The organism is Fructobacillus sp. ChS1-6f1-1-27 (genome assembly GCF_059579415.1).
The window spans coordinates 108,100-129,697 of the sequence record NZ_JCAOER010000001.1 but is presented as its reverse complement, the minus strand read 5'-3'; the positions used below and the strand labels follow the sequence as shown (position 1 = coordinate 129,697).

18 protein-coding genes and 1 riboswitch are annotated in these 21,598 nt (G+C 47.1%); of the genes, 4 read left to right on the top strand and 14 right to left on the bottom strand.

Features of this window, described 5'->3' with window-relative positions; all coding sequences use genetic code 11:
* Positions 1-84: 84 nt before the first annotated feature.
* The 4 genes from dapD to AC5162_RS00625 form a co-directional block, all read right to left on the bottom strand.
* A complete protein-coding gene (gene dapD / locus AC5162_RS00640; RefSeq protein ID WP_496533335.1) occupies positions 85-798 on the bottom strand; it encodes a 2,3,4,5-tetrahydropyridine-2,6-dicarboxylate N-acetyltransferase in 714 nt (237 codons plus the stop codon).
* Positions 799-817: 19 nt separating this feature from the next.
* On the bottom strand, positions 818-2,116 hold the full coding sequence (gene lysA, locus AC5162_RS00635) for a diaminopimelate decarboxylase (protein WP_496533401.1): 1,299 nt from the start codon (positions 2,114-2,116) through the stop codon (positions 818-820).
* A 29-nt stretch (positions 2,117-2,145) separates the two neighbouring features.
* A complete protein-coding gene (alr, locus tag AC5162_RS00630) occupies positions 2,146-3,261 on the bottom strand; it encodes an alanine racemase (protein WP_496533334.1) in 1,116 nt (371 codons plus the stop codon).
* An 89-nt stretch (positions 3,262-3,350) separates the two neighbouring features.
* Positions 3,351-3,492, bottom strand: a riboswitch (Lysine riboswitch).
* A 107-nt stretch (positions 3,493-3,599) separates the two neighbouring features.
* Positions 3,600-6,014: an exonuclease domain-containing protein gene (locus AC5162_RS00625; protein WP_496533333.1), complete on the bottom strand. Its 2,415-nt coding sequence runs from the start codon at positions 6,012-6,014 to the stop codon at positions 3,600-3,602.
* Between the two features lie 120 nt (positions 6,015-6,134).
* On the opposite strand from AC5162_RS00625, the gene mvk reads away from it, so the two are divergent.
* From mvk to fni, 4 genes are read left to right on the top strand one after another with little or no spacing between them, the layout of a single operon-like run.
* Positions 6,135-7,082, top strand: a complete 948-nt coding sequence (mvk, locus tag AC5162_RS00620; protein WP_496533332.1) for a mevalonate kinase — start codon at positions 6,135-6,137, stop codon at positions 7,080-7,082.
* 24 nt (positions 7,083-7,106) lie between these two features.
* Entirely contained in the window at positions 7,107-8,072 is a 966-nt protein-coding gene (gene mvaD, locus AC5162_RS00615) for a diphosphomevalonate decarboxylase (protein WP_496533331.1), read from the top strand.
* Positions 8,073-8,076: 4 nt separating this feature from the next.
* Positions 8,077-9,138, top strand: a complete 1,062-nt coding sequence (locus tag AC5162_RS00610) for a mevalonate kinase family protein (RefSeq protein WP_496533330.1) — start codon at positions 8,077-8,079, stop codon at positions 9,136-9,138.
* A gap of 29 nt (positions 9,139-9,167) precedes the next feature.
* A complete protein-coding gene (gene fni / locus AC5162_RS00605; protein ID WP_496533329.1) occupies positions 9,168-10,235 on the top strand; it encodes a type 2 isopentenyl-diphosphate Delta-isomerase in 1,068 nt (355 codons plus the stop codon).
* A gap of 47 nt (positions 10,236-10,282) precedes the next feature.
* On the opposite strand, the gene AC5162_RS00600 is transcribed toward fni, so the two are convergent.
* From AC5162_RS00600 to citG, 10 genes are all read right to left on the bottom strand, one after another.
* Positions 10,283-10,540, bottom strand: a complete 258-nt coding sequence (locus AC5162_RS00600; RefSeq protein ID WP_496533328.1) for a hypothetical protein — start codon at positions 10,538-10,540, stop codon at positions 10,283-10,285.
* A gap of 17 nt (positions 10,541-10,557) precedes the next feature.
* Entirely contained in the window at positions 10,558-11,481 is a 924-nt protein-coding gene (locus tag AC5162_RS00595; RefSeq protein WP_496533327.1) for an aldo/keto reductase, read from the bottom strand.
* Positions 11,482-11,574: 93 nt separating this feature from the next.
* Positions 11,575-12,312, bottom strand: a complete 738-nt coding sequence (locus AC5162_RS00590) for a 3-oxoacyl-ACP reductase (protein ID WP_496533326.1) — start codon at positions 12,310-12,312, stop codon at positions 11,575-11,577.
* A gap of 1 nt (position 12,313) precedes the next feature.
* On the bottom strand, positions 12,314-12,868 hold the full coding sequence (locus AC5162_RS00585) for a QueT transporter family protein (RefSeq protein WP_496533325.1): 555 nt from the start codon (positions 12,866-12,868) through the stop codon (positions 12,314-12,316).
* A 167-nt stretch (positions 12,869-13,035) separates the two neighbouring features.
* Positions 13,036-14,325 carry an RNA polymerase sigma factor RpoD gene (rpoD, locus tag AC5162_RS00580; RefSeq protein WP_496533324.1) on the bottom strand — a complete coding sequence of 430 codons (1,290 nt, stop codon included), beginning with the start codon at positions 14,323-14,325 and terminating at the stop codon, positions 13,036-13,038.
* 1 nt (position 14,326) lies between these two features.
* On the bottom strand, positions 14,327-16,216 hold the full coding sequence (dnaG, locus tag AC5162_RS00575) for a DNA primase (RefSeq protein WP_496533323.1): 1,890 nt from the start codon (positions 16,214-16,216) through the stop codon (positions 14,327-14,329).
* Positions 16,217-16,397: 181 nt separating this feature from the next.
* Positions 16,398-17,717: a 2-hydroxycarboxylate transporter family protein gene (locus AC5162_RS00570; RefSeq protein WP_496533322.1), complete on the bottom strand. Its 1,320-nt coding sequence runs from the start codon at positions 17,715-17,717 to the stop codon at positions 16,398-16,400.
* Between the two features lie 145 nt (positions 17,718-17,862).
* Entirely contained in the window at positions 17,863-19,194 is a 1,332-nt protein-coding gene (locus AC5162_RS00565) for a 2-hydroxycarboxylate transporter family protein (protein ID WP_496533321.1), read from the bottom strand.
* 71 nt (positions 19,195-19,265) lie between these two features.
* Positions 19,266-20,063, bottom strand: a complete 798-nt coding sequence (locus AC5162_RS00560) for an alpha/beta fold hydrolase (protein ID WP_496533320.1) — start codon at positions 20,061-20,063, stop codon at positions 19,266-19,268.
* Positions 20,064-20,092: 29 nt separating this feature from the next.
* Positions 20,093-21,502, bottom strand: a complete 1,410-nt coding sequence (citG, locus tag AC5162_RS00555) for a triphosphoribosyl-dephospho-CoA synthase CitG (RefSeq protein ID WP_496533319.1) — start codon at positions 21,500-21,502, stop codon at positions 20,093-20,095.
* Positions 21,503-21,598 lie beyond the last annotated feature (96 nt).

Genomic DNA, 21,598 nt, shown 5'->3' with positions numbered 1-21,598 from the left:
TCCTTTATCTGTTTTACAACTGACATTCCTGTCATTTAGGCCAATTTTTTGACCACTTATGCCAAATTAATTTTCAAAAATCTTTTACAAGTCGCGCAAAGCCGCAACCAAGGCCGTCTTTTGGGCCGTTTGGTCATCGATTTCTTTGATGACCCGGGCAGGGACACCGGCCACCACTGTATTTGCCGGCACATCCTGGGTAACAATCGCACCGGCCGCCACAACGGCTCCTTCACCGACCTGGACTCCTTCAATCACCACGGCGTTAGCGCCAACTAAGGCACCATCACCAACACGAACAGGTTCGGCAGAGGCTGGTTCAATCACACCCGCCAAAACTGCGCCAGCTCCGATGTGGCAGTTCTTACCAACTTGGGCCCGCCCACCGAGGACTGCCCCCATATCAATCATCGAACCTTCCCCAATCACAGAACCGATATTAATTACAGCCCCCATCATCACAACGGCCTTGGGGTCGATTTGAACACGGTCACGAATCAAAGCCCCCGGCTCAATTCGAGCTTCCAAGTTGCGAGTATCTAGTAAAGGAACCCCTGAATTGCGGGCGATGATTTCAACATAGGAATCGGTGATATCTGCTTGGTGCTGGTCCAAAATTGGTTGAATATCAGCCAGGTCCCCGAAGACCGTGCCGGTCTTGGTTTCAATAAAGGCATGAACCGTATTAGGCCAGGTAATCCCTGCCAAGTTGCCAGCCAAACTGACCTTCACCGGGGTCTTCTTCTTTGAAGTGGCCAAGTAGTTAATAATTGCTTCCGTGTTCATTTCTTCTGTCATTGTTCTTTTTCCTTTCAAATTACCATTGACCAGCTAATTGGTAGGCCCGGTCGTGGCTAGTTAAGTCCGCTAAGGTTTCGCCTTCAACGACTAATTGTGACAAGCCGTTTTCGGCAAAGACTACGGCTGGAACCGGGTTGCGGTTATAGCGGGAGGCCATTGAATAGCCGTAAGCTCCGGTATTCAAAACGGCCAAAACATCCCCTGGCTTGGTAGCTGGCAAGGCTTGGTCTTGAATCAAAACATCCCCCGATTCACAGTACTTACCAACAATCCGAACATGCTGTTCTGTTTCGCCATGGACGTTGTCAGCCAAAACTGCTTGGTAGTCGGCCTGGTACAGGGCCGGCCGGATATTATCGCCCATGCCACCGTCAACGGCCAAGTAAGACCGGACACCAGGAATATCTTTGCGAGAACCAACTTTGTACAAACTATAACCGGCTGGGGCTGAAATTGACCGACCAGGTTCAATCCAGATATTTGGCATCGCCATTTTGGCCTTGTCAGTTTCTTGTTGCACACTGGCTAGCAAGGCTTCGACCAAGTCTTCTGGGCGCTTAACCTGGTCATCTTCATCCGTATAAGGAATTCCAAAGCCACCACCCAAGTCCAAAACCGCCGGTTCATACCCCCAACTTTGGCAGAGGTCAACTAACTTCTTACCAGCTAGTTCAAAGCCATCTTGTTCAAAAATTTGAGAACCGATGTGGGATGATAAGCCGAGCAAGTGCAAGTTTGGATCAGCCGAGGCAATTTCATAAGCCTGCTTAGCCTGGCCAGATTCCAAATCAAAGCCAAACTTGGAATCAACTTGGCCAGTTTGGATGTAATCATGGGTGTGGGCTGAAACACCTGGAACTACCCGTAAGATAATATCTTGTTGGACGTTTCGGCCTTGAAGCAAGTCTTGTAAGAGTTCTAATTCATAGAAGTTATCCACAATAATCGTGCCAACTTGGTGGTCCAAGGCAAAGGCTAAGTCCGCCCGAGACTTGTTATTGCCGTTGTAAGAAACATGGTTCATCGGAAAGTCAGCCAAGGCTGCCGTATAAATTTCACCCGGTGAAACCAAGTCTAAGTGCAAGCCCTCTTCTTTGACCACTTGGTACATTGCCTGGCAGGCAAAGGCTTTGGAAGCATAAGCCACCGCCCCTTCTTGACCTTGGTTTTTAAAGGCCTGCTTGAAGGCCTGCATTTGGGCGCGCATCACCGAAACATCGTAAACGTATAAGGGTGTTTGGTAGTGATTGGCTAAGACGCTGGCGGGCACACCGCCAATCATCAGCTGGTCTTGGTCATTTACAGGGATTTCAATTGCCATCAGTTTTCTCCTACTTTTACAAATTAATCGACGAGTTCCCGGTTCAACCGTTCTTGGAAGTTAATCGTCATCTCCCAGGGGTCGATGCCACAATAGTTGGCATAATCGATTAGTGTATTTTCCTCTTGGCCATTCTTGCCAATAAAGGTGACGGTTGTGCCAACCTCAACGGGTTCTTCAACGGCTACCATCAGCTGGTCCATGGCGAGTTTACCAATAATGGGGGCCTTCTTACCTTTAATAATAACTTCATAACCAGTACTTTGACGGGCAATTCCATCGCCATAGCCAATTGGCACCGTTGCCACCCACTGGTCTTTTGTCGTTTGGTAAGTCGCCCCGTAAGAAACGGAAGCACCCTTTGGTAGTTGCTTAATCATCACTACCGCTGATTCCAAGGACAAGACCGGGTCAAGGTAGTTATCTTCTCGCAGAGTTCCTTCGGAAGGCTCGATGCCATACACCGAAGTTCCAGCCCGAATAATCTCGGTTGGGACTTGGTCGGCCCGGTAAAGGGCCGCTGCTGAATTCGCCACATGAACCATTGGGGGCATTGGCAAACCGTCAGTCAGCTCGTGCCACTTAGCAACTTGGCCATCGAAGTAAGTCGTGTCTTCGTCATCTGCCGTGGCAAAGTGGGTCATAATACTTTGGTAGGTAATCTTGTCGTAGTCATTTTGCAAGGCATCAATGGCTTGAGCCAAGGCTTCACGGCTACGGAAACCAATCCGGCCCATTCCGGTATCAACTCCTAAGTTAACCTGAAGTTTTGGGCCGCCCATCCGTAAATTCTGGTTTGCTTCAGCCAACCACTCTTGGTTAGCAACCGTGCCAATCAGGTTAAAGTCGGCCAAGAGTTGGGCTTGGTAAACCGGTGTAAGGCCCAAAATCAAGATTGGTTGGCAAAAGCCAGCTTCTCGTAAAGCGATTCCTTCATCCAAAACTGCGACCGCTAAACCATCAGCTCCGCCATCAACAGCGGCCCGGCTCATTTCAAGTAAGCCAAAGCCGTAAGCATTGGCCTTGACTGTTAAGAAGATGAAACCGGCCTGACTGGCATCACGCATCACTTGGAGGTTTTTTTGCACAGCGTGCTTTGAAATTAAAATCCGACTAGGACGATGCGTTGCGACAACCATTGAAAACCTCCTGAAAACAATAAAAAAATCCAAACAGCTGGGGGCTTTGCCCTGCTGTTTGGATTTTGTTTCAATCTTTGCCAAAAAACAGATAAAATAGCACCCCGCTGATAACAGCGACAGTCTAATAGCTCTTAACTATTAGCCCAGCAAGGTGGAAAACCACCAGCTTCGGCAACGTCCCCTTTCACATCTCTGCTACTCTTGTCGGTTGCGACCTCTATTTAATATTAACTTGTCATTAATATACATTAGAAAAAAATGAATGTCAACTAAATTAACAAATAATTTTCTAGATAAAAATAAAAGACAGTCATCATCGACTGTCTTTTAATTAATTATTTTAGGTAGTCTTTTAAAACGTTCGTCTTTACCTGACCGCCGTTCTCATTTATCAGTTCAACTTGCTCTCCCCAGGCCTTAAGGTCACCCTGGCTAAAGGATGATAGTAAGAACCCATTGGAATGCTTTTGCAAGGCAATCACTAGGATTGCAAAGACTGATCGTGCCGTGACCCGCTGGCCAGCTGCAACCATTGCCACCGTTGGGACCGGCAACTTTTGCTGGTAGACCAACGACAGGTAGGCCGGTGTGACCACCAAAATTGATTGGCCAGCCTGCTGGCTTTGCCAGACGGCTTTTTTCAATGACGCCGAGATATCCTCAGCATAAACCTGGTAGTCATCCCCGTACAGGTCTGATAGCTTGTAATACCAATGTCTAACGCTAGCAAAGTCCTCAGCTACCAACACAACTTGTTTGGCCCCGGCAGACAACGTATCCCGCAACAGATCATCTTCTGTTTTCTTGCTAGTTCGTAAAACTTTGACCGGGTATGGCTGGTCGGTTTGAATGACCTTTTGTTCATAGGTCAAGGCTTTTGGTGTTTGCTGCAAGAACTTAGCCAAACCAACTGGCAAATAAGAAGAAACCAGCAAAACCTTATCAACCTGCTTTAAGAAGTACTTCTGATACAGCAAGTCGGCTTTAACCGTAAAGACCAAGTCTTGGACAGCCGGCTCAGTGGCAATTTTCCAATCAATTTTGCCCAGGTACTCCTGGTGAGCAGACAACCAAGTTAACTGGTCCAAGCTAGTTTGCAAGTCCACTTCCCGTAAGCGGAACTGGAGGCCAGCTTGGTCAGCCAAGGTTAACACATCAATTAACCGGTTTAACAAAGCCTTGGCGACTTTAATCAAAGATAGGTCGACTGAATTTTCTTCCAGTCGGTTGCAGGCTAACGCCCAGTTATGCAAAGCAACCTTCAAACGCCCCTGGTCCTTAGCTGGCAAAGTCGTTGCCTGGTCGGCAATTTTAGCTACCTGGTCTTGGTAATAGCCAGGGCTTAAGCACACGCCAAAGGTGTCTTCAACCACTTCATCTAAGCCAATCGGATTTTCTAAAGCTAAGACCGGCTTTTGACTTTGGTTAATCCAGCTGGCCGGCTCAGCTTGCAAGAAAAAGTCCTTGGCCGTCGTTAAGACGATTTCCGCCTCTTTGGCCGCCTCCTCTGCTTGCTGAAAGTATGAGCCAGCTTGGTCACTACCAAGACCGGCTAATTCGGCCTGGTAGTAAACGCCCTTTGGTAATTCGGCCAAAATCTTTTCCTGGCTTTCGCCGTACCAAACAATCATCCGAGCCTGCCAGAAATGGCCACCCTCTTTTTGGACTTTTTTCAGTAGGTCTTTAAACCGGTCTTCATCCAAGTAATCCTTAGGTGACAAAACTTTACCAACTTTAACGGTTGGTAGGGCCAACTTATTTTTCAAGTCTTGCAGTACTTGTTCTTGGTGCAACAAGACTTGGTAATCATTAGCCAAAATAATTTTTTGCTGGCCCGGCTTTTGATAAAACATCGGCAGCAAGTAGGCCGTTGTTTTATGAACCCTGGCCGGCGTCTTGAGGTCCAAGACAATCCGGCGCCGTTTAGCCAAAAACTGGTTAACCGCATCCATTGTCTGCCCCTCATCAAAAGAAAGCGTTAAGGCCCTTTGAAAGGCTTCCTTTTTATCGGCAAAGCTCTCCGGATAGACAGCCTGGTGACCAGTCTTTTGCTCTGAATCGGTTCGGTCAATGATTTCAAAGCGGTGGTCTTTTTGTCCAGGCCCCTGGTTTTTTAACCGACCATCCAAATGAAAGGCCCGGTCCTTAATCGCCATCTTCAAGAAGTCTTGACTTTGTCGAAGCAAGTTCCAGTCAATGGAAAGTAAGTCCTTCTTAGTTTCTTTTGGTAGGTCTTGAGCCTTTTGCCAGAGTGCTAAGAGCAGGTGGGCGGTAGCCTCGGCGTCGGCGTTAGCACGGTGAGCTTGGACTAACGGCAAATCCAAGTAGTTGGTTAAGTCAGACAGACGGTAACCCGGTGCCGTTGGGTACAAGATTTGGGCCAATTGAACAGTGTCAATCGCAGTCAAATCCATCGGTGTCATCCCCACCCGTTCAAACTCGGCGTTTAAGTATGGCAAGTCAAAGTTGACGTTGTGAGCGACAAAGACTTGCCCCTTTAACATCGACTGCAAAAGTGGTGCAATTTCTTCAAAGAAAGGGGCATCTTTGACATCTTTAGCGGTGATGTGGGTTAACTGCTGAATTTTCTTATCGATTACCTGAGCGGGGTTCACAAAGGAATCAAAGTGGTTCACAATTTTTTTATTTTTAACGAAGGTCATCCCGATTTGGATAATCCGGCCGCCCTTCTCCACAGAGGGGTTGGTCGTTTCCAAATCAACGATTACAAAGGCGGCTGATTTTTTCATCAGGACTCCTTTCAAAGAAAATTTGCTCAGTAATTAAAATTTTAATCATGAGCTCACCTTATTATTTTACACTACTTACTCCAGTGCGGTACAATATTAGCAGTTATTGGAGTCATTTATATGGAAAATCATCACGTCGGTTTTGGCCAATCACATGCTAAAGCCATTCTCATTGGCGACCACGCGGTCGTTTACAAGCAACCTGCCGTTGCGATTCCCCTGTTGAACTTGACCATTCAAGCCAAGTTTCAAGAAATCGACAGCGGTCAAACAATTATTTTAACTGAAGAAGCCTATGACCTATCAGAACTTGGTGCTGACCTAGAGGGTGTCCGCCAACTCTTAGTTGCCTTATTAGCCGACTTTGACCAAGCGGACCGGTCTTTCCTATTAAAGGTCACCTCAGCCATCCCTCAAGAACGGGGGTTCGGCGCTTCTGCTGCCTTAGCAACTGCCATTATTCGGGCCTTTTATGACTGGCAAGACCAGAAGTTAGACCATGCCACCTTGCAGCATTATACTGACTTGTCAGAAAATATTTCGCATGGGTCGCCTTCAGGAATCGATGCGGTAACGGTCTCATCAGACCAGCCCGTTTGGTTCCAAGACCAGCAGTTGCAAACCTTTGCGACTGGCTTAGAAGCCACTTTGGTCTTAGCCGATACTGGGGTTCGCGGTCAAACAATGCGAGCCGTTAACATTGTCAAAGAACAACTGAAAACCAACTACGAGCCTACTTGGCAGGCCATCACCCACCTTGGTGAACTCGCCTACCAGGTCAAAGACTCATTGGTCGCCAATAATCCCGAAAAGCTCGGTGAACTCTTTACCAAGGCCCACCACGACCTCCAGCAAATCCAAGTCTCCCACCCCAAGCTCGACCGCTTAGTGAATGCTGCTTTGGAAGCCGGGGCCTTAGGTGCTAAACTGACCGGGTCTGGGATTGGTGGCGCGATGTTAGCCTTAGCCAAAAATAGTAACGATGCCAAAGCCATCGCGAAACAGTTGAAAGCAGCCGGGGCCAAGGAAACTTGGATTGAACCACTAAAAGCTGCTAACAAATCATAATAAACGAATTAAAGGAATCAGCCAGTGAACGATAAAACCAGTACTGCCAGAGCCCATACAAATATTGCCCTCATCAAGTATTGGGGGAAAAAGGACTTAGACCTTAGTCTACCAACGACTTCATCGTTGTCTTTGACTTTGGATGAGTTTTTCACCACCACAACGGTCACAGAGGGCCAAGATGACACCCTCTTGATCAACAATATGATGCAAAATCCTGATCGAATCCACAAGTACTTAGACTTTTTGCGGACTGAAGTTGGCGACTTTCCACCATTGAACGTAATTTCAAAAAACGATGTCCCAACCTCTGCTGGTTTGGCTTCATCTGCCTCATCATTTGCAGCTTTAACTGCTGCTGTTGCCAAATACAACGACTGGGACCTATCTGAAAAAGAAATGTCGAAGTTGGCCCGCCGCGGGTCTGGTTCTGCTACCCGGTCATTTTTCCCTGGCTTTGCTGTCTGGCACGCCGGTCAAGATAATGACTCGTCTTACGCTGAATCCTTAGACTTTGCCCAAGACCTACCAATCGCTTTGGTCGTCTGTGAAGTCGCTGGCACCACCAAGAAGGTTTCTTCTTCTGATGGGATGCAACGGGCCATGACCGCCCCCGGCTACCAAGCTTGGGTAGAAAAGTCGAAAGACCAATTTGACCAAATGCAGGCCGCCATCAAAGCCGGTGATATCGATACCATCGGTGCCATCGCAGAAGATAACGCCTTGTCGATGCATGAATTAAACATCACCGCCAAAGACCGGCGGTTTACTTACTTTACTAGGCTCACAAAAGACGTCCTTGCCTACGTCAAGGAACTCAGACAAGTTGGCTTAACCGCTTATGCCACGCTTGATGCTGGCCCAAACGTTAAAATCATCACCACCCAGGACCAGGCCCAGACAATTTCAGACAAGTTGGCCGAAAAGTTTCCAAAGCTTCGCTTAGAAACAGCCACACCTGGTCCTGGTATTTCATATATCGAGGAATAACTTTTTGAAGAAAACGGCTCTGACAATCCCAGGCAAGCTCTTTTTAGCCGGCGAATACGCAGTCACAACTCCAGGACAAGGGGCCTTATTGGCTGCCATTGACCAAGGATTAACCATCGAACTCGTAAAGGACCCAGCGGGTCCCCTTGGCCAGGTTGCCTTTATTTCTGATACATTGGATAGTACTTTTGTATTAAATTGGGAGGACCTGCCAGCACTTTTTAACCAAGAAGGCCTAAGCTTTCAAACGGACTGGTCCTTTGTCCAAGCAGCTGCGACCCTCTTTTACCGCAACCACGAGGACTTGAACTTAGGCGAGTACCCTGCCACCAGGGTCACAATCCAGTCTAAGATGGAAGTCGACGGTAAAAAACTTGGCCTTGGTTCATCGGCAGCTGTAACCGTTGCCGTAATCAAGGGCCTTGCTACTTACTTTGAAACAAAAGACAGTTTGCTAGACCTCTTCAAGCAGGCTGCCTTTACCCACTATTTAATTCAAGGGTCTGGGTCATTAGGCGACCTTGCTTCTGCTACCTTTGCTGGTATCATCTACTACCAAGCACCGGCCTGGCTCCAAAAATCTGACCAACCTCAAGTTTTGGCTGTCGCTGACTTTGACCAACTAAATTGGGATGGGCTGAAGGTCGAACCAATTGACTGGCCGACTGACTGGTCCTTTGGGGTTATCCCAACCTTTGAACCAGCCTCAACAAAAAAGGCCTTGGCCAAGGGAGCAATCACGACCGACTTCATCACTCAGTCCAGTAAAATTGTCCAGGCTGCCAAGCAAGCCCTAACCAACCAAAACTACCGGGCACTTCGCCAAGCCATCCAGGCCAACCAAGACCTCTTAGCTAAAACCCTCCCCGCTGGCTACTTAACAACCAGCTTAGGTCAATACCTAAAGGTTTTAGCAATTCTTGGCCTAGCCGGCAAGGTTTCTGGCGCCGGTTTTGGTGACAATGGCTATGTAATTTGGCAAAACCAGGCAGAAAAAGAGGCATTAACCGACCGGTTAGCACAAGCTGGTCTGACGCTCTTAACCCCAAAAATCTTAACTGACTAACTATGTAAAACTAAAAGCAGGAAGAAAAAATGTCCGACCAACACTCAAACCGTAAAAATGAACATTTATCCTTGGCAACTAAGTTTTGGAAAGACCAGGAAAACCTGCAAGTTGGGCCCGGTTTCCAAGACGTTCGCTTTGTCCCAGGGGCACTCAAGGACCTGGCAGTTGACGAAGTCGACACTGGCGTTATGGCCTTGGGTGAACACTTTGACTGGCCCTTTTACTTTGAAGCGATGACCGGCGGGTCTGATTCGGGTAAGAAGGTCAATGCCAGCTTGGCCCTGGTCGCTGCTAAGACCAACCTAGCCATGGCAGTTGGCTCACAGTCAGTTGCCTTAAAGGACGCTAGCCTGGCTGATTCTTACCGGGTTGTCCGCCAAAACCACCCCAACGGCTTTTTGTTTGCTAACCTGGGTGCCGACCACCCAATCGAAAACGTCCGTGATGCCGTTGACATGATTGAGGCCAACGCGATTGAGCTTCATATTAACGTTGGACAGGAACTAGCCATGGCCGAAGGTGACCGTAAGTTTTACTGGCTCGATAACTTAGCGACCGTGATTGCTAAAAGCCCAGTCCCAGTGATAATCAAAGAAGTTGGTTTTGGCATGGGACCAGACTTGGTTCAGCAAATTGCCGAACTAAAGCCAGCCGCCATTAACCTTGGTGGTGGTAACGGGACTAACTTTGCCCAAATCGAACAACGACGGGACCGGGACCAAGAAAATTCACTCGACCTTTCGCACTTTGGCTTAAGTACGGTGGAAGCCTTACTAGCTGCTGAAACAGCCGGCCTCATCAATAGTCCATCTCTAAACCGGTCAAAGCCTAAAGTCATTGCCACAGGTGGCATCCAATCCGTCAATGATGTCGTAACCGCCTTGGCCTTAGGGGCTGACATGACCTCCTCTGCCGGTCACTTCCTTCAAGTCTTAATGGAGAGTGGGATTACCGGTTTGGAAAAGGAAGTCCACAGTTGGCAGCAGGCCTTGCCAATGTTAATGACTGCCCTTGGGGCAAAAAAGGTAGCTGACTTGGCCCAAACGCCAAAAATCTATAGCCCAGCCCTACAAAACTCACTGAACCAACTTTAAAGAAGAACAGAAAAACCGCTACTAGCATTTTTAGTAGCGGTTTTTCTTTATGATAACTGAACCAATCGGTCAAGCAACTCCAAAACATCTTGGCGGTTGACCAACCGGTGGTCTTCATAGTTATAAAACATCGGCTGGTAGCGGTCAATCAGGTCCAAGTCGTGACGGTTATCCGTTTGGTTGGCAATGTCACAGGCATCACCAATCTTAGGGATAGTTGGAAAACCAACCTCCGACATAATCGACCCCATCACCATATCAGCTGACTCGTATTTTAAGGCTTCAATGTACTTCTGTCGATCCATCGCGCCTCCCTTTTAAATCAGCGGACTTCTTTTAGCATATATTCGCTAACGTCATCCCAGGCTGAAACTTCGTCTTTAACACCAGTTTCTTCACTACCCTTGTGCCAGGCAAAGGCTGGGTACCAGATACTGCGCTTTTCCTGGTTCAAATCCTTGATAGCGTTCATCTCTTCATCAGTTAAAGCAAAGTCGTCAATTTGGCTGTTCGCAACGATTCGTTCTTCATGGGCTGACTTTGGAATCGTGATGGCACCCATTTGGTAGTCAAAGCGCAAAATTACTTGAGCAGTCGACTTTTGGTGGGCATCCGCAATCTTTTGGATAGCCTTATTTGACAAGGCTTCCCCACCGCCAAGAGGTCCCCAGGCTTCCATTGCCATCCCAATCCCGTTCATGTATGGGAAGAGGTCAGCTTCTTGGACCAAGGGGTTAAATTCCATCTGGTTAACTTGTGGCATCACCGTTCCTTCAGCCAAGATTTCTTCAATTTTTTCTTGGTTAAAGTTTGAAATTCCAATTGCCCGGACCTTCCCCTCGTGGTACAACTTTTCCAAAGCGTGCCAAGTATCAACATACTTGCCATCCACAGGCCAGTGGACCAAAATCAAGTCCAAATAAGTTAAACGAAGTTCCTTTAGTTGTTCTTCAAAAGCAGTCAAAGTCGAATCATAACCCTGGTCACCGTTAAAAATCTTAGTGGTAATAAAGAGGTCCTTACGGTTTAAATTGTTATCCTTCAAAGCCTGTTGGATACCATAACCCACCCCGGTTTGATTACCATATTGCTTGGCAGTGTCAATTAAGCGATAACCGTTTTTAATAGCAGTTTGGACGGATTCAGCCGCTTCCTTGTTCGATGACTTCCAGACTCCCAGGCCAAAGACAGGCATCTCTACTCCGTTAGCGAGCGTTGTTGTTTCTTGCAAAATCTTATTTTCCATCAAACAATCCTTCCTTTTCTTTCGACTAGGTCTAGTTTAAAACAAACAGCCCATCCGTTTCAAACGAATGGGCTAAATTTAACAAATTAATTTTTAGTGACCTAATGACCAGCCGCCATCAATTGGGACCACCGTTCCAGCTAAATAAGTGGCCTGTGGACTCGTCAAATACATCGTCAAATCCGCAACTTCTTCTGGTTTCGCCCAGCGCTTGACTGGGGTTTGGACCGCCACCTGAGCGGCCATTTCGCCACCGTTTTCAAAGTCAGCAGCATTCATCGGCGTTTGGATGGCTCCTGGTGCAATCGCATTGACCTGGATATTATCCTTGGAATAGTCAAAGGCAACCTGCTTGGTCAAACCAACCAGACCATGTTTAGCGACTGTATAGGCAGCACCCCCGCCACCGGCCTGGAGGCCGGCTAATGAAGCCATGTAGACAATTTTACCGCCACCGGCAGCAACCATCTTTGGCAACAGGGCTTTAGTCAAAATAATGGCTGGCTGCAAGTTAGTAGCTAAGACCTGATTAATTTCTTCAACTGATTCTTCTAACAGCGGTTGAAACCCGTCTAAGATCCCGGCTGTGCTCAAAAAGATATCAAAGGCGGGCAAGTCTCCCACTTTAGCCGCCAAGGCCGTCAAGGCCTCCTGGTCGGCTAAGTCAACGATCATGGTCGTCAGGTTTTTATCTTGGTAGTCAATAATAGCCTGGTCAACGGCTAAGACTTCTGCACCGGCTGCGAGATAGGCCTGCATTTGACAAAAACCGATGCCTGAAGCGGCACCGGTTATTAAAACACGTTGATTGTGATAGTCTTGTTCAATCATCTTACTTACTTAAGTCCAAAACCTTGGCCAAGGCGTAAACAACGAGGCCACCTACCAAAAGTGAAACGAATTCACCTGGCACTAGTGAGACATAATAAGCACCAAAATTAGCCAAAAGCGAAGCCGGGTGATCAGGGGCGAAGGATCCATGGGCGTGAATGGCAAAGGCAAAGGTGAATTCCGCTGCCAAAATGGCCATTCCAATCGTCAAAACAACCACTGAAGAAATGATGATCTTGATGAGTGGACTTTTAACCTTGCGAGTTAACAGGTAGGTAATCGCGGTCATAATCATCGTTCCCAAAGTTCCAAAGACCCAGTCAATCCAACCCAATGGTGAAATTAGGTTGGCAATTAAAACCCCAAGTCCCAAAGCGACCACATAGCGCTTGTTCCAAGCGGCCAAGTGGTTTAACCCTTCTGACAACCGGAGTTGAACGGGGCCAAAGCCAATCGGTGCCACCATCATCGTGATAACGGCATACAAGGCAGCCACTACTGCCGTTAAGGTCAAGTTTTGGGCCTTTGATGCCCGGCTATTTTCAATATTATTCATGAGTACTCCTAGTTTTGTTAAAGCGGGATGGTTGATGAACCGCTTTTTGATTAAAATGGTGCCTACTTAAAAGCCTTTTTGCTTTTAGCAAACATAAAAAATTCCGGCTTAAACCGGAAAATTAGTGGTGCAAATTAAATTGGCTTACACCAGACCATGGAGTCGGCTCAGCCTTCATCCATAAAGTCCTTCAAGTGCTTTGACCGTGATGGGTGGCGGAGCTTACGCAAGGCTTTCGCTTCGATTTGACGAATCCGTTCACGGGTAACCCCAAAGACCCGACCAACTTCTTCCAAAGTCCGCGTCTTGCCGTCTTCAAGACCAAAGCGCAAACGCAAAACGTTTTCTTCCCGGTCAGTCAACGTATCCAAGACGGATTCGAGTTGGTCACGAAGCATTTCATAGGCCGCTGAGTCGGCTGGTGAGATGGCTTCGTTATCTTCGATAAAGTCACCCAAGTGTGAGTCATCTTCTTCACCAATTGGTGTTTCCAAAGAAACTGGTTCTTGAGCAATCTTCAAGATTTCACGGACCTTTTCAGCCGTCAAATCCATTTCAGCCCCAATTTCTTCAGGGATTGGTTCACGGCCCAAGTCCTGGAGCAACTGCCGTTGGATTCGAATCAACTTGTTAATTGTTTCGACCATGTGGACTGGGACACGGATAGTCCGGGCTTGATCAGCAATCGCACGTGTAATCGCCTGACGAATCCACCAAGTTGCATAAGTTGAGAACTTAAATCCCTTGGTGTAGTCAAACTTATCAACGGCCTTCATCAAGCCCATGTTTCCTTCTTGGATCAAATCCAAGAACTGCATGCCACGGCCGACATAGCGCTTGGCAATTGAAACGACCAAACGCAAGTTGGCTTCCGCCAATTCTTGCTTGGCTTCTTCATCACCAGCTTCAATCCGCTTTGAAATTTCGATTTCTTCGTCACCCTTCAAAAGGTTAACACGACCGATTTCCTTCAAGTACATCCGGACGGGGTCATTAATCTTAATGCCAGCAGTATCTTCAGCGTTATCCAATTCTTCCTTAGAAGGCTTGTTTTGCTTAGCCTTCAAAACTTCAGGAGCTGGTTCACCAGATTCGTCAACGATTGAGATTCCGGCATCTTCCACCTTTTCCATCAACCGTTCGATGTTTTCAGTATCCAAACGGAATGGTTCTGCAATTTTTTCAGACAATTCAGAATATTTAATTTGGCCAGCCTTTTTAAAGTCCTTGATTAATTCGCGGACAGCCTTATCATAGGCAGCTGACTTAATTGGGCCAGACTTCTTCGCTGGCTTTTTAACAGGTTGCTTGGCAATTTCAGCTGCTTCTTCGGGCGTTTTGCCTTCAGCCAAAGCCAACAATTCAGCCTTGCGAGCCCGACCATGGTAAGCAATGTTTTGCTCATCAAGGTAAGCTTTAATTTCAGAAATTTTACTTGAACTTGAAATTTTTGCCATTTTATCTCCTATTTTGGGAATGTTCTTTCTTCAAATTAATCAACTCAGTCGTCAATTGAATTAAAGACTGGTCATCATGTTGGGCCTTAGCCAAACTGATTTTTTGGTTAAGTTGGTCAATTTTACTCTGGTAGGGTGCGTCTTCTAAGATTACCTGCAAGTAATCGTTAACGGCATCTTGCTGGACTTCTAGTGTACCAAATTCTCGGTCAATTGCCATCATTTTTTGGTTCAATTCTGGCTTATTAACAAAGTCTAAGAAAGCTGCCAGTTGGAAGTTTCCTTGGTTTTGACCAAGGTAAGCTTCGACCAACATCATCAAAAGCTGGTACTCCGGGTGAACAAAGGCAAAGTTTGGCTTGCCTTTGACATAGTCGAGCATCGCCGGTGACTTAATCATCGCCATCAGCAAGCCCTGCTCTGCTTTTTCAACCTGAGAAGTATCAGAACCAAGGTGGTCTGCTAACTCGGCTGAGCTTTGGTTGACCTGATAATTCGGTGCAACTTGTACTGGTCCTGGGTCAAAGCCAACCGGACCACCAAAGTCCTGGTCAAAATCTTGGCCAGCCGGCTGTCCCTGGTGGCTTTGCTGGTAATCCGAAAATTCGGCCTTTAAGGCAGCCAAGTCAGAGTCATAGTCTTCGCTAAACCGCTTCAAGAAGTGGTCTTGTTCAACCGGCCGGGCCTGGTCCAAGATTGGCCAAACTTCGTTTAAGAAGTCGAGGTACTGGGACTGATTTTGCAGGTTTTTGCCATTCTTAGCAGCCTGAATTAAGAACTCCGTTGGGGTTAAAATCCCCTGGTCTAAGTCCTGCTTCAAGACGTCCAGCCCCTGTTCGCGACGAACCTCATCGGGGTCACGGTTATCCGCTAAGGAAATCACCCCAATTTCAACTTGGGGGGCCTGGTGGCGGATTAGTGGAATCGACCGCTTTGCGGCCTTTTGCCCAGCGGCATCACCATCGTAAACTAGTAAAATCCGGTCGGTTAGCTTGGCTAATTGCTGGACATGGTTCTCGGTTAGAGCGGTTCCCATCGTTGCAACAGCTCCAGTGGCACCAGCCATCGCCGCCGAGATCACATCCATAAAGCCTTCAAAAATCATCGCGGGCTGACCAGCCCGAATGGCCGGTTTCGCCTGGTCGAAGTTATAAAGCAAGTGTCCCTTGTTGAAAAACTCGCTTTCTGGCGAATTCATGTACTTGGCCGGATTATCCGGATCAAGTGACCGGCCAGAAAAGCCTCGGGTCTGTCCTCGTTCATCTTTAATCGGCCAAACAACCCGGTTATTAAACCGGTCCCGACTGATTTCACCATCTTGTTCGATAAAAAGCTGACTATCTTGTAAGAGCTGGTCACTTAGGTTGTGGTCCTTGGCATAGGATAACAAGATGTTATTACTAGGAACAAAGCCCAAGCCATACTTCTTAATCGTCTCATCATCGAGTTGACGGTCATTGTGCAAGTATTCTAAGGCCTGCTCCCCCGCCACCGTGTTTAATAGGATGTGGGTGTAAAGCCGCTCAGCATCACTATACAAGTCAAAGATTGCTTGGAACTTTTCCTGGCGGGCCGATGGTTGCCCCTGGTACTGGTCTAAACCAGTAATATTCAGGCTTTCTGCCAAGGCCAAAACTGCTTCTGGATAAGTATAGCCCTCTTTTTCCATGATAAATGAAAAAGCGGTCCCAGACCGGCCACAAGAAAAACAGTGAAAGACCTGTTTCTTGTCATCGACGAACAGTGACGGGCGCCGGTCTTCGTGAAAGGGACAAGACCCATTCCACTCCCGGCCCCGCTTGACCAGTTGGGTATATTCTTGGACTAAGTCGACCAAGTTGGTCTTGGCTCGGACTTCATCGATTAGACTTTGTGGAATCCGCTCTGCCATACCCCTCCTTGGTCTTGGACAAGTTATTTGTCCGCACTTTCACCCAATACTATGCTACCTAAAATTATAAAGGAGGATTGACCTTTTTGTCAAAGAATTTGGCCTCGATGACACCAGTTCTTAGACAACAAAAACGCCCCCATTTCTGAGAGCGCCAACAAAGCAAAATTTAATTTTTGAATTAGTGGATAACAGTGATCAAGATTCCACCAAGAATCAAGATAATCGCACCACCGATTCGGTTACCCATTTGGGCAAAGGCAATCAAGCCCATCCGGTTAGAAGCTGACAAAACAGCAACGTTACCAGTTCCACCCATTGAGTTGTTAATCATACCGGCTGAAACCGCTGATTCAACTGGGTACAAGCCAAAGAGCTTACCAAGCAAACCACCAGCAATACCGATCGTAATAACAGAAACAAGTGAGCAGACAACCAACTGCCATGTGACAGTTTGGAGCAACTTGTTCATATCAACAAGGGCAAGTCCGATACCAGCCAACAAAGCAGGCGTAGTAGCTGAAGTAATCATACCACCAAACATAGCAGCTGAATCTTCGTAGAACTTAGGAACCAAGTTGAAGGCCTTAGCCAAGATAACCAACAAGATCATGAAAGCAAAGGCGTTGATCTTAGGAACAAAATGGTTCAACATCGTTCCCATGATGTAAAATGACAAAGCAACCATCATACCGTTCAACAATTGACGGTTGTTCATGGCAGGTGCCTTGTATTCCTTGATTTCCATTCCTTCAGTGTTCTTCAACAATTCACCTTGACCGTTCATCTTTGACTTAGTGGTGAACTTAACCAACAATGATGAGCCGATGATGGCCAACAAGTTAGCGATAACAACAGCTGGGAACAATTCGTTCAAAATGTTTCCGGCTGATTGGTGAAGGGCTGAAGCATAACTAGCAGAAAGTGGCACGATTCCGGCCCCAATTCCACCAGCCATCATTGGGAAGGCCACGTACAAAGCGGCGTGCTTGAATGAGAATCCAAGTCCCATACCAACCAATGAAACCACGATAAATGAAATGATCATGGCACCAAAAGCAACTGGCAAGAAACGAACAGCTGACTTCAACAACAAGTCCCGGTCCATCTTCAAGATGGCTGAGCAAATCAAAGCCACGATGTAGAATTCCAAGAAGTTATCGTTTGAAATGAAAGTCCGGATGCTAGTAACAGCAGGTGCTGGGACAACGCCCATGGCAGTCAATGCTGATCCAGCAACAACGGCAAGGGCAGAACCCCCACCTAGGTAAGACTTAAGAATTGGCGTGTTATTTCCTACGAAGAAGAAAACTCCTCCAAGGATAACCAAAGCAAACATTGCACCAGCAATGTTATTTGGCAACGCATTCAAGCTCAAGATGGCAACCAAGAGTAAGAGCATCAAGAAAAATGCTACCCCTCCTAGACCTGTCACTTGGAGTTTTTCTTCAATCTTTGAAAAGAATCCGGCGTTTTGTGACGCCTGTGTATCTTCAGACATTATTATCTCCTTTTTGCAAAGCAACTTTAGTATTGTAACACCAATGCCAAAAAAAGCAAACAATAAATGCCAGCTTTTTTATTTTTATTTTATCTGTAAGTCCTTTGCAAAGAAAAAAGTAAGCAATATTCTTGCTTACTCCGTTTTATTCTAATATAAGAAAAAAAATTGAAAAGCCTGCTACCACTAAAATAATGGCGCCACCAATCCGGTTGCCCATCTGGGCAAAGGCAATTAGGTTCATCCGATCAGCTGCTGACAAGACGGCCACATTACCAGTCCCACCCATCGAATTGTTAACCAAACCAGCGGTCACGGCTGCTTCAACCGGGTAGAGGCCAAAGACCTTTCCTAGGTAACCCGCGACCAAGGTCATCGAAGTTACCGAGACCAGGACACAGACCGTCAGTTGCCAGGTTAATGTCGCCATTAGAGCACTGAGGTCTAATAAGGCTAGACCAACACCAGCCAGGAGAGCCTTAGTCATCGTTTGGACAATTAATTGACCAAAGGTCACCGCTGCCTCTTCATAATATGCTGGTACCAGGTTAAAGGCCTTAGCTAAGACGGCAACTAAGATCAAGCAGGCAAAGGAATTGATGGCTGGAACGAGGTAGTGGCCTAAAAGCCCCACCATGTAAAAACTAAGAGAAACTAGCATTCCAACTAACAAGCGGTTGGACTGGAATACTTGGTCCTTCGTCTGACCAGCTTGGTCCTGGGTAACTTTACCTTGTCTGAGCAAGGATCCCTGACCATTCCACTTCGATTTGCTAGTATTTTTAACGATTAAGCCAGCCAAGATAATCGCCAACAGGTTGGATAGGACTAATGGTGGAAAAAGCTGGGAAAGAATGGTTCCCGCCGGCTGTCCGAGCACCGGACTATAGATTGTCGAGAGCGGGACAATGCCGGCTCCAACTCCACCGGCCATCATCGGAAAGGCGATAAAGAGTGCTGTATGGCCAAAGCCAATCCCGAGGAGTTCACCAACCAAGCCCACCACTACAAAAGTGACTGCCATGGTCAAAAAGGCTACCGGCAAGAACCGGACCGTTGATTTTAACAACAGTCCCCGGTCCATCTTTAAAATCGCCGAAACAATCAAAGAAACGATGTAAAACTCTAAAAAGTTACTGCCAGACAAAAAGTGTTTGACTGTGCTAACCGTGCTAGCCGGTACCAGCCCAGCAGTCACTAACAACGCCGCTCCAACCGTGGTAAAGACGGAACCGCCGCCTAAGTAAGTTTTCACGACCGGCAGGTTGGCCCCTAAGTAGTAGAGCAAACCGCCAAGGAGTCCCATCACTAAGATGGCCCCGGCCATATTATCGGGCAAAATATTCAAACCCACAACTAAGACGAGGACCAAGGCCATCACCGAAAAGGCTCCCCCGCCAATGCCAACAATTCTTAGCTTGCTTTCGAAATTCGAAAAGAAACTAAGACCCAACTTGGGTTTCGTTTTCTTACGCATCTACAATCTCCTGCATTAAATAAATTGTGCATTATTTCACTACAATTATTTTAACACAGAAAATTAGTAATTTAACTAATAAATTTAAAAAACGATTGATTAAATCCTTCTGGTAATTCCAAATGAGGCAAATGACCAGCCTTTTGTATAACAATTAGGTCTGATTGATCATTTAGTAAGTTGGAAAAGTCCTGATAGTAGCCGATTTTGCACAACGGCGAAGCGCCACCAGCTACAAACAAGGTGGGTAAGGTACAGTCAGCCAAGTTTTGCCGCCAGTCGGACAAGAGGTGGTCAACTAAAAGTGGGTAAGCCAAGTCAAAGTTAAAGGGATTTTTAACCTTATCCTTTTTCAGTTCCGCCTTGAAATCTTCGGCAACCGGGCTAGCCGTTAGCCGGTGGTGGATGAAGTCTGGTGCCACTTGGTGGAAGGTCTCCCAAGTCAAATTACGGATACCGGCTGTCCACCGGTCGTCATTTAAGAGCTTTGGGCTTTCATCCACAATCACCAATTTTTTCAGCCGGTCTTGGCCAAAAAGCGATAAGTAAGCCCAAATAGTTGACCCACCCATCGAATGGCCGACTAAGATCAAGTCTTGCAAGTCTAATCGGATAATGAGTTCGTGCAAGTCCGCTGCTAACCGAGTTACCCGGAGGTTCTTATCTGTTCGTTCTGACTGGCCGTGTGACCGCCAGTCCATCGTGACCACCCGAAAGCCCCGGTCTAACAGTCCTGGAACTTGGTAAGACCATTCGGCTTGGATACCAGAAAAGCCAGCAACCAAGAGAATTGTTGGACCACCAGTCCGGTTGGCTGGTCGATCAGTATAAGCGATGGTCACCCCATCACTTGTTTGAAAAGTTGCCATTTTTGCTCCTTTAATATCAATCTATCTGTTCAAATCAGCCCGGTCATTTTACCCAAGAAAATTGTGAGAATTAAGTAATCGGCAGCACCACCAATACTCAAGTTTTTAGCAGTCATTTCTTGGTCTAAATCAACTAAGAATTGCCGACCCGCTTTCGTCTTGGCACCGCCCAACTTTTCAAAAGATTGGACCTTTTCTTGAAACCAGGCGAGCACTTCCAAGTTACCTGCTCGCTTAATCAAGGTTGAATCTTGGATATTTTTACCAAGAGCCATCAAGGTATCTAAGAGGCGATTGGTTTGGGTCCCCTGCTCCTTTTGCAGGGTTGGTAAGCCAACTTGGAATAGGGCTGGCACCCCTGCGACTGCCTCACCACGAACGCCTGTTAATTTGAACCGGTTATATTGGTCTTGCCCGGCGGTTTGGCCTTGGTCAGTATTTTCTTGGTCGAAGTCGTCTAGAAGGTCAGCGGTCATTTTCTGAATGGTTACTTGCAAGTCACTCACTTTAATCGATTGACCATTTTTAGTCAGGTAGCCGTAAGCCGCCAATAAAATCCCCATCGTAAAGACCATTCCCTTATGGGTGTTGACCCCGTCAGTAACAGCAAACATTCGTTTTTCAGCCTGGACTCCCAAGGGGCGGATAATTCCAAACAAATCTGTTAGTTTTCCCCCGTTAAAAGCACGGCCTGCTTGGGTGACTTCGATAAAGTAGGGCCGCAAAGCCAAGGCGGAGGCCGTTAAAGTTTCGACCGTCATATCCCGGTGGGCCCCAGGGGTAACCGGGTCAACCAGGCCAGGTTTTGGTGCCAGGTTGGCCTCGGTAATGGCGGAATAAACCGCTAAGTCAGCTAGGTCTTCAATTACCCGGGCTGGTAAAACCGGGTCGGTTACAAAATAAGCCTGGTACAGGCCAGCCACCGCTTGTAAGACTTCAATCTGTTGGTGCCGGCCTTCCTTAGCACAGGCTTTAGCAGGACGGTCACAAACTAAGCACTGCCGGGTAGGATAACCCAAGTCTTGGCGGGAAAGCTGGTAGCCTTCCCCAGCCTTTTGCATCACATCGCAATCAAAGAGTCGTCCAAGGAAGAAATCATCTTCCAAGCCAATCGTTAGTTCTTTGACCGCACCCTGATCAGCCGAAAGGACCAAAAAGCCTTCAGGACCGGTTGACCGTTCGAACTCTAAGGAGATTTTTTCAGGGCTTTGACCTGCCAAATTCAACCGAGCCTTTAATTCCTGCCAGCCCGCTCGAAAAATTTGCTGGATTGCAGGTGAATTCTTAATATCGCCAGGAATATTTAATTTCACTGCGACAATCGTCGCTTTTGCATAGCGGTTTTCCAACTGGCCTTGCAAGTTAGCCCGCCATTCCCGGTTAGCCAAGACTTGGTCTAAGTCAACCTTTTGTCCGCCCTGTAATAAGTCTGCTAGCATTTTTCTACCATTCGTTTATTTTCTTTAGTGTACCAAAGCTGAGCTTTTGAAAGTATCTTTTCTAAACAAAAAAGACGGAATTGCCCGTCTTTTGCG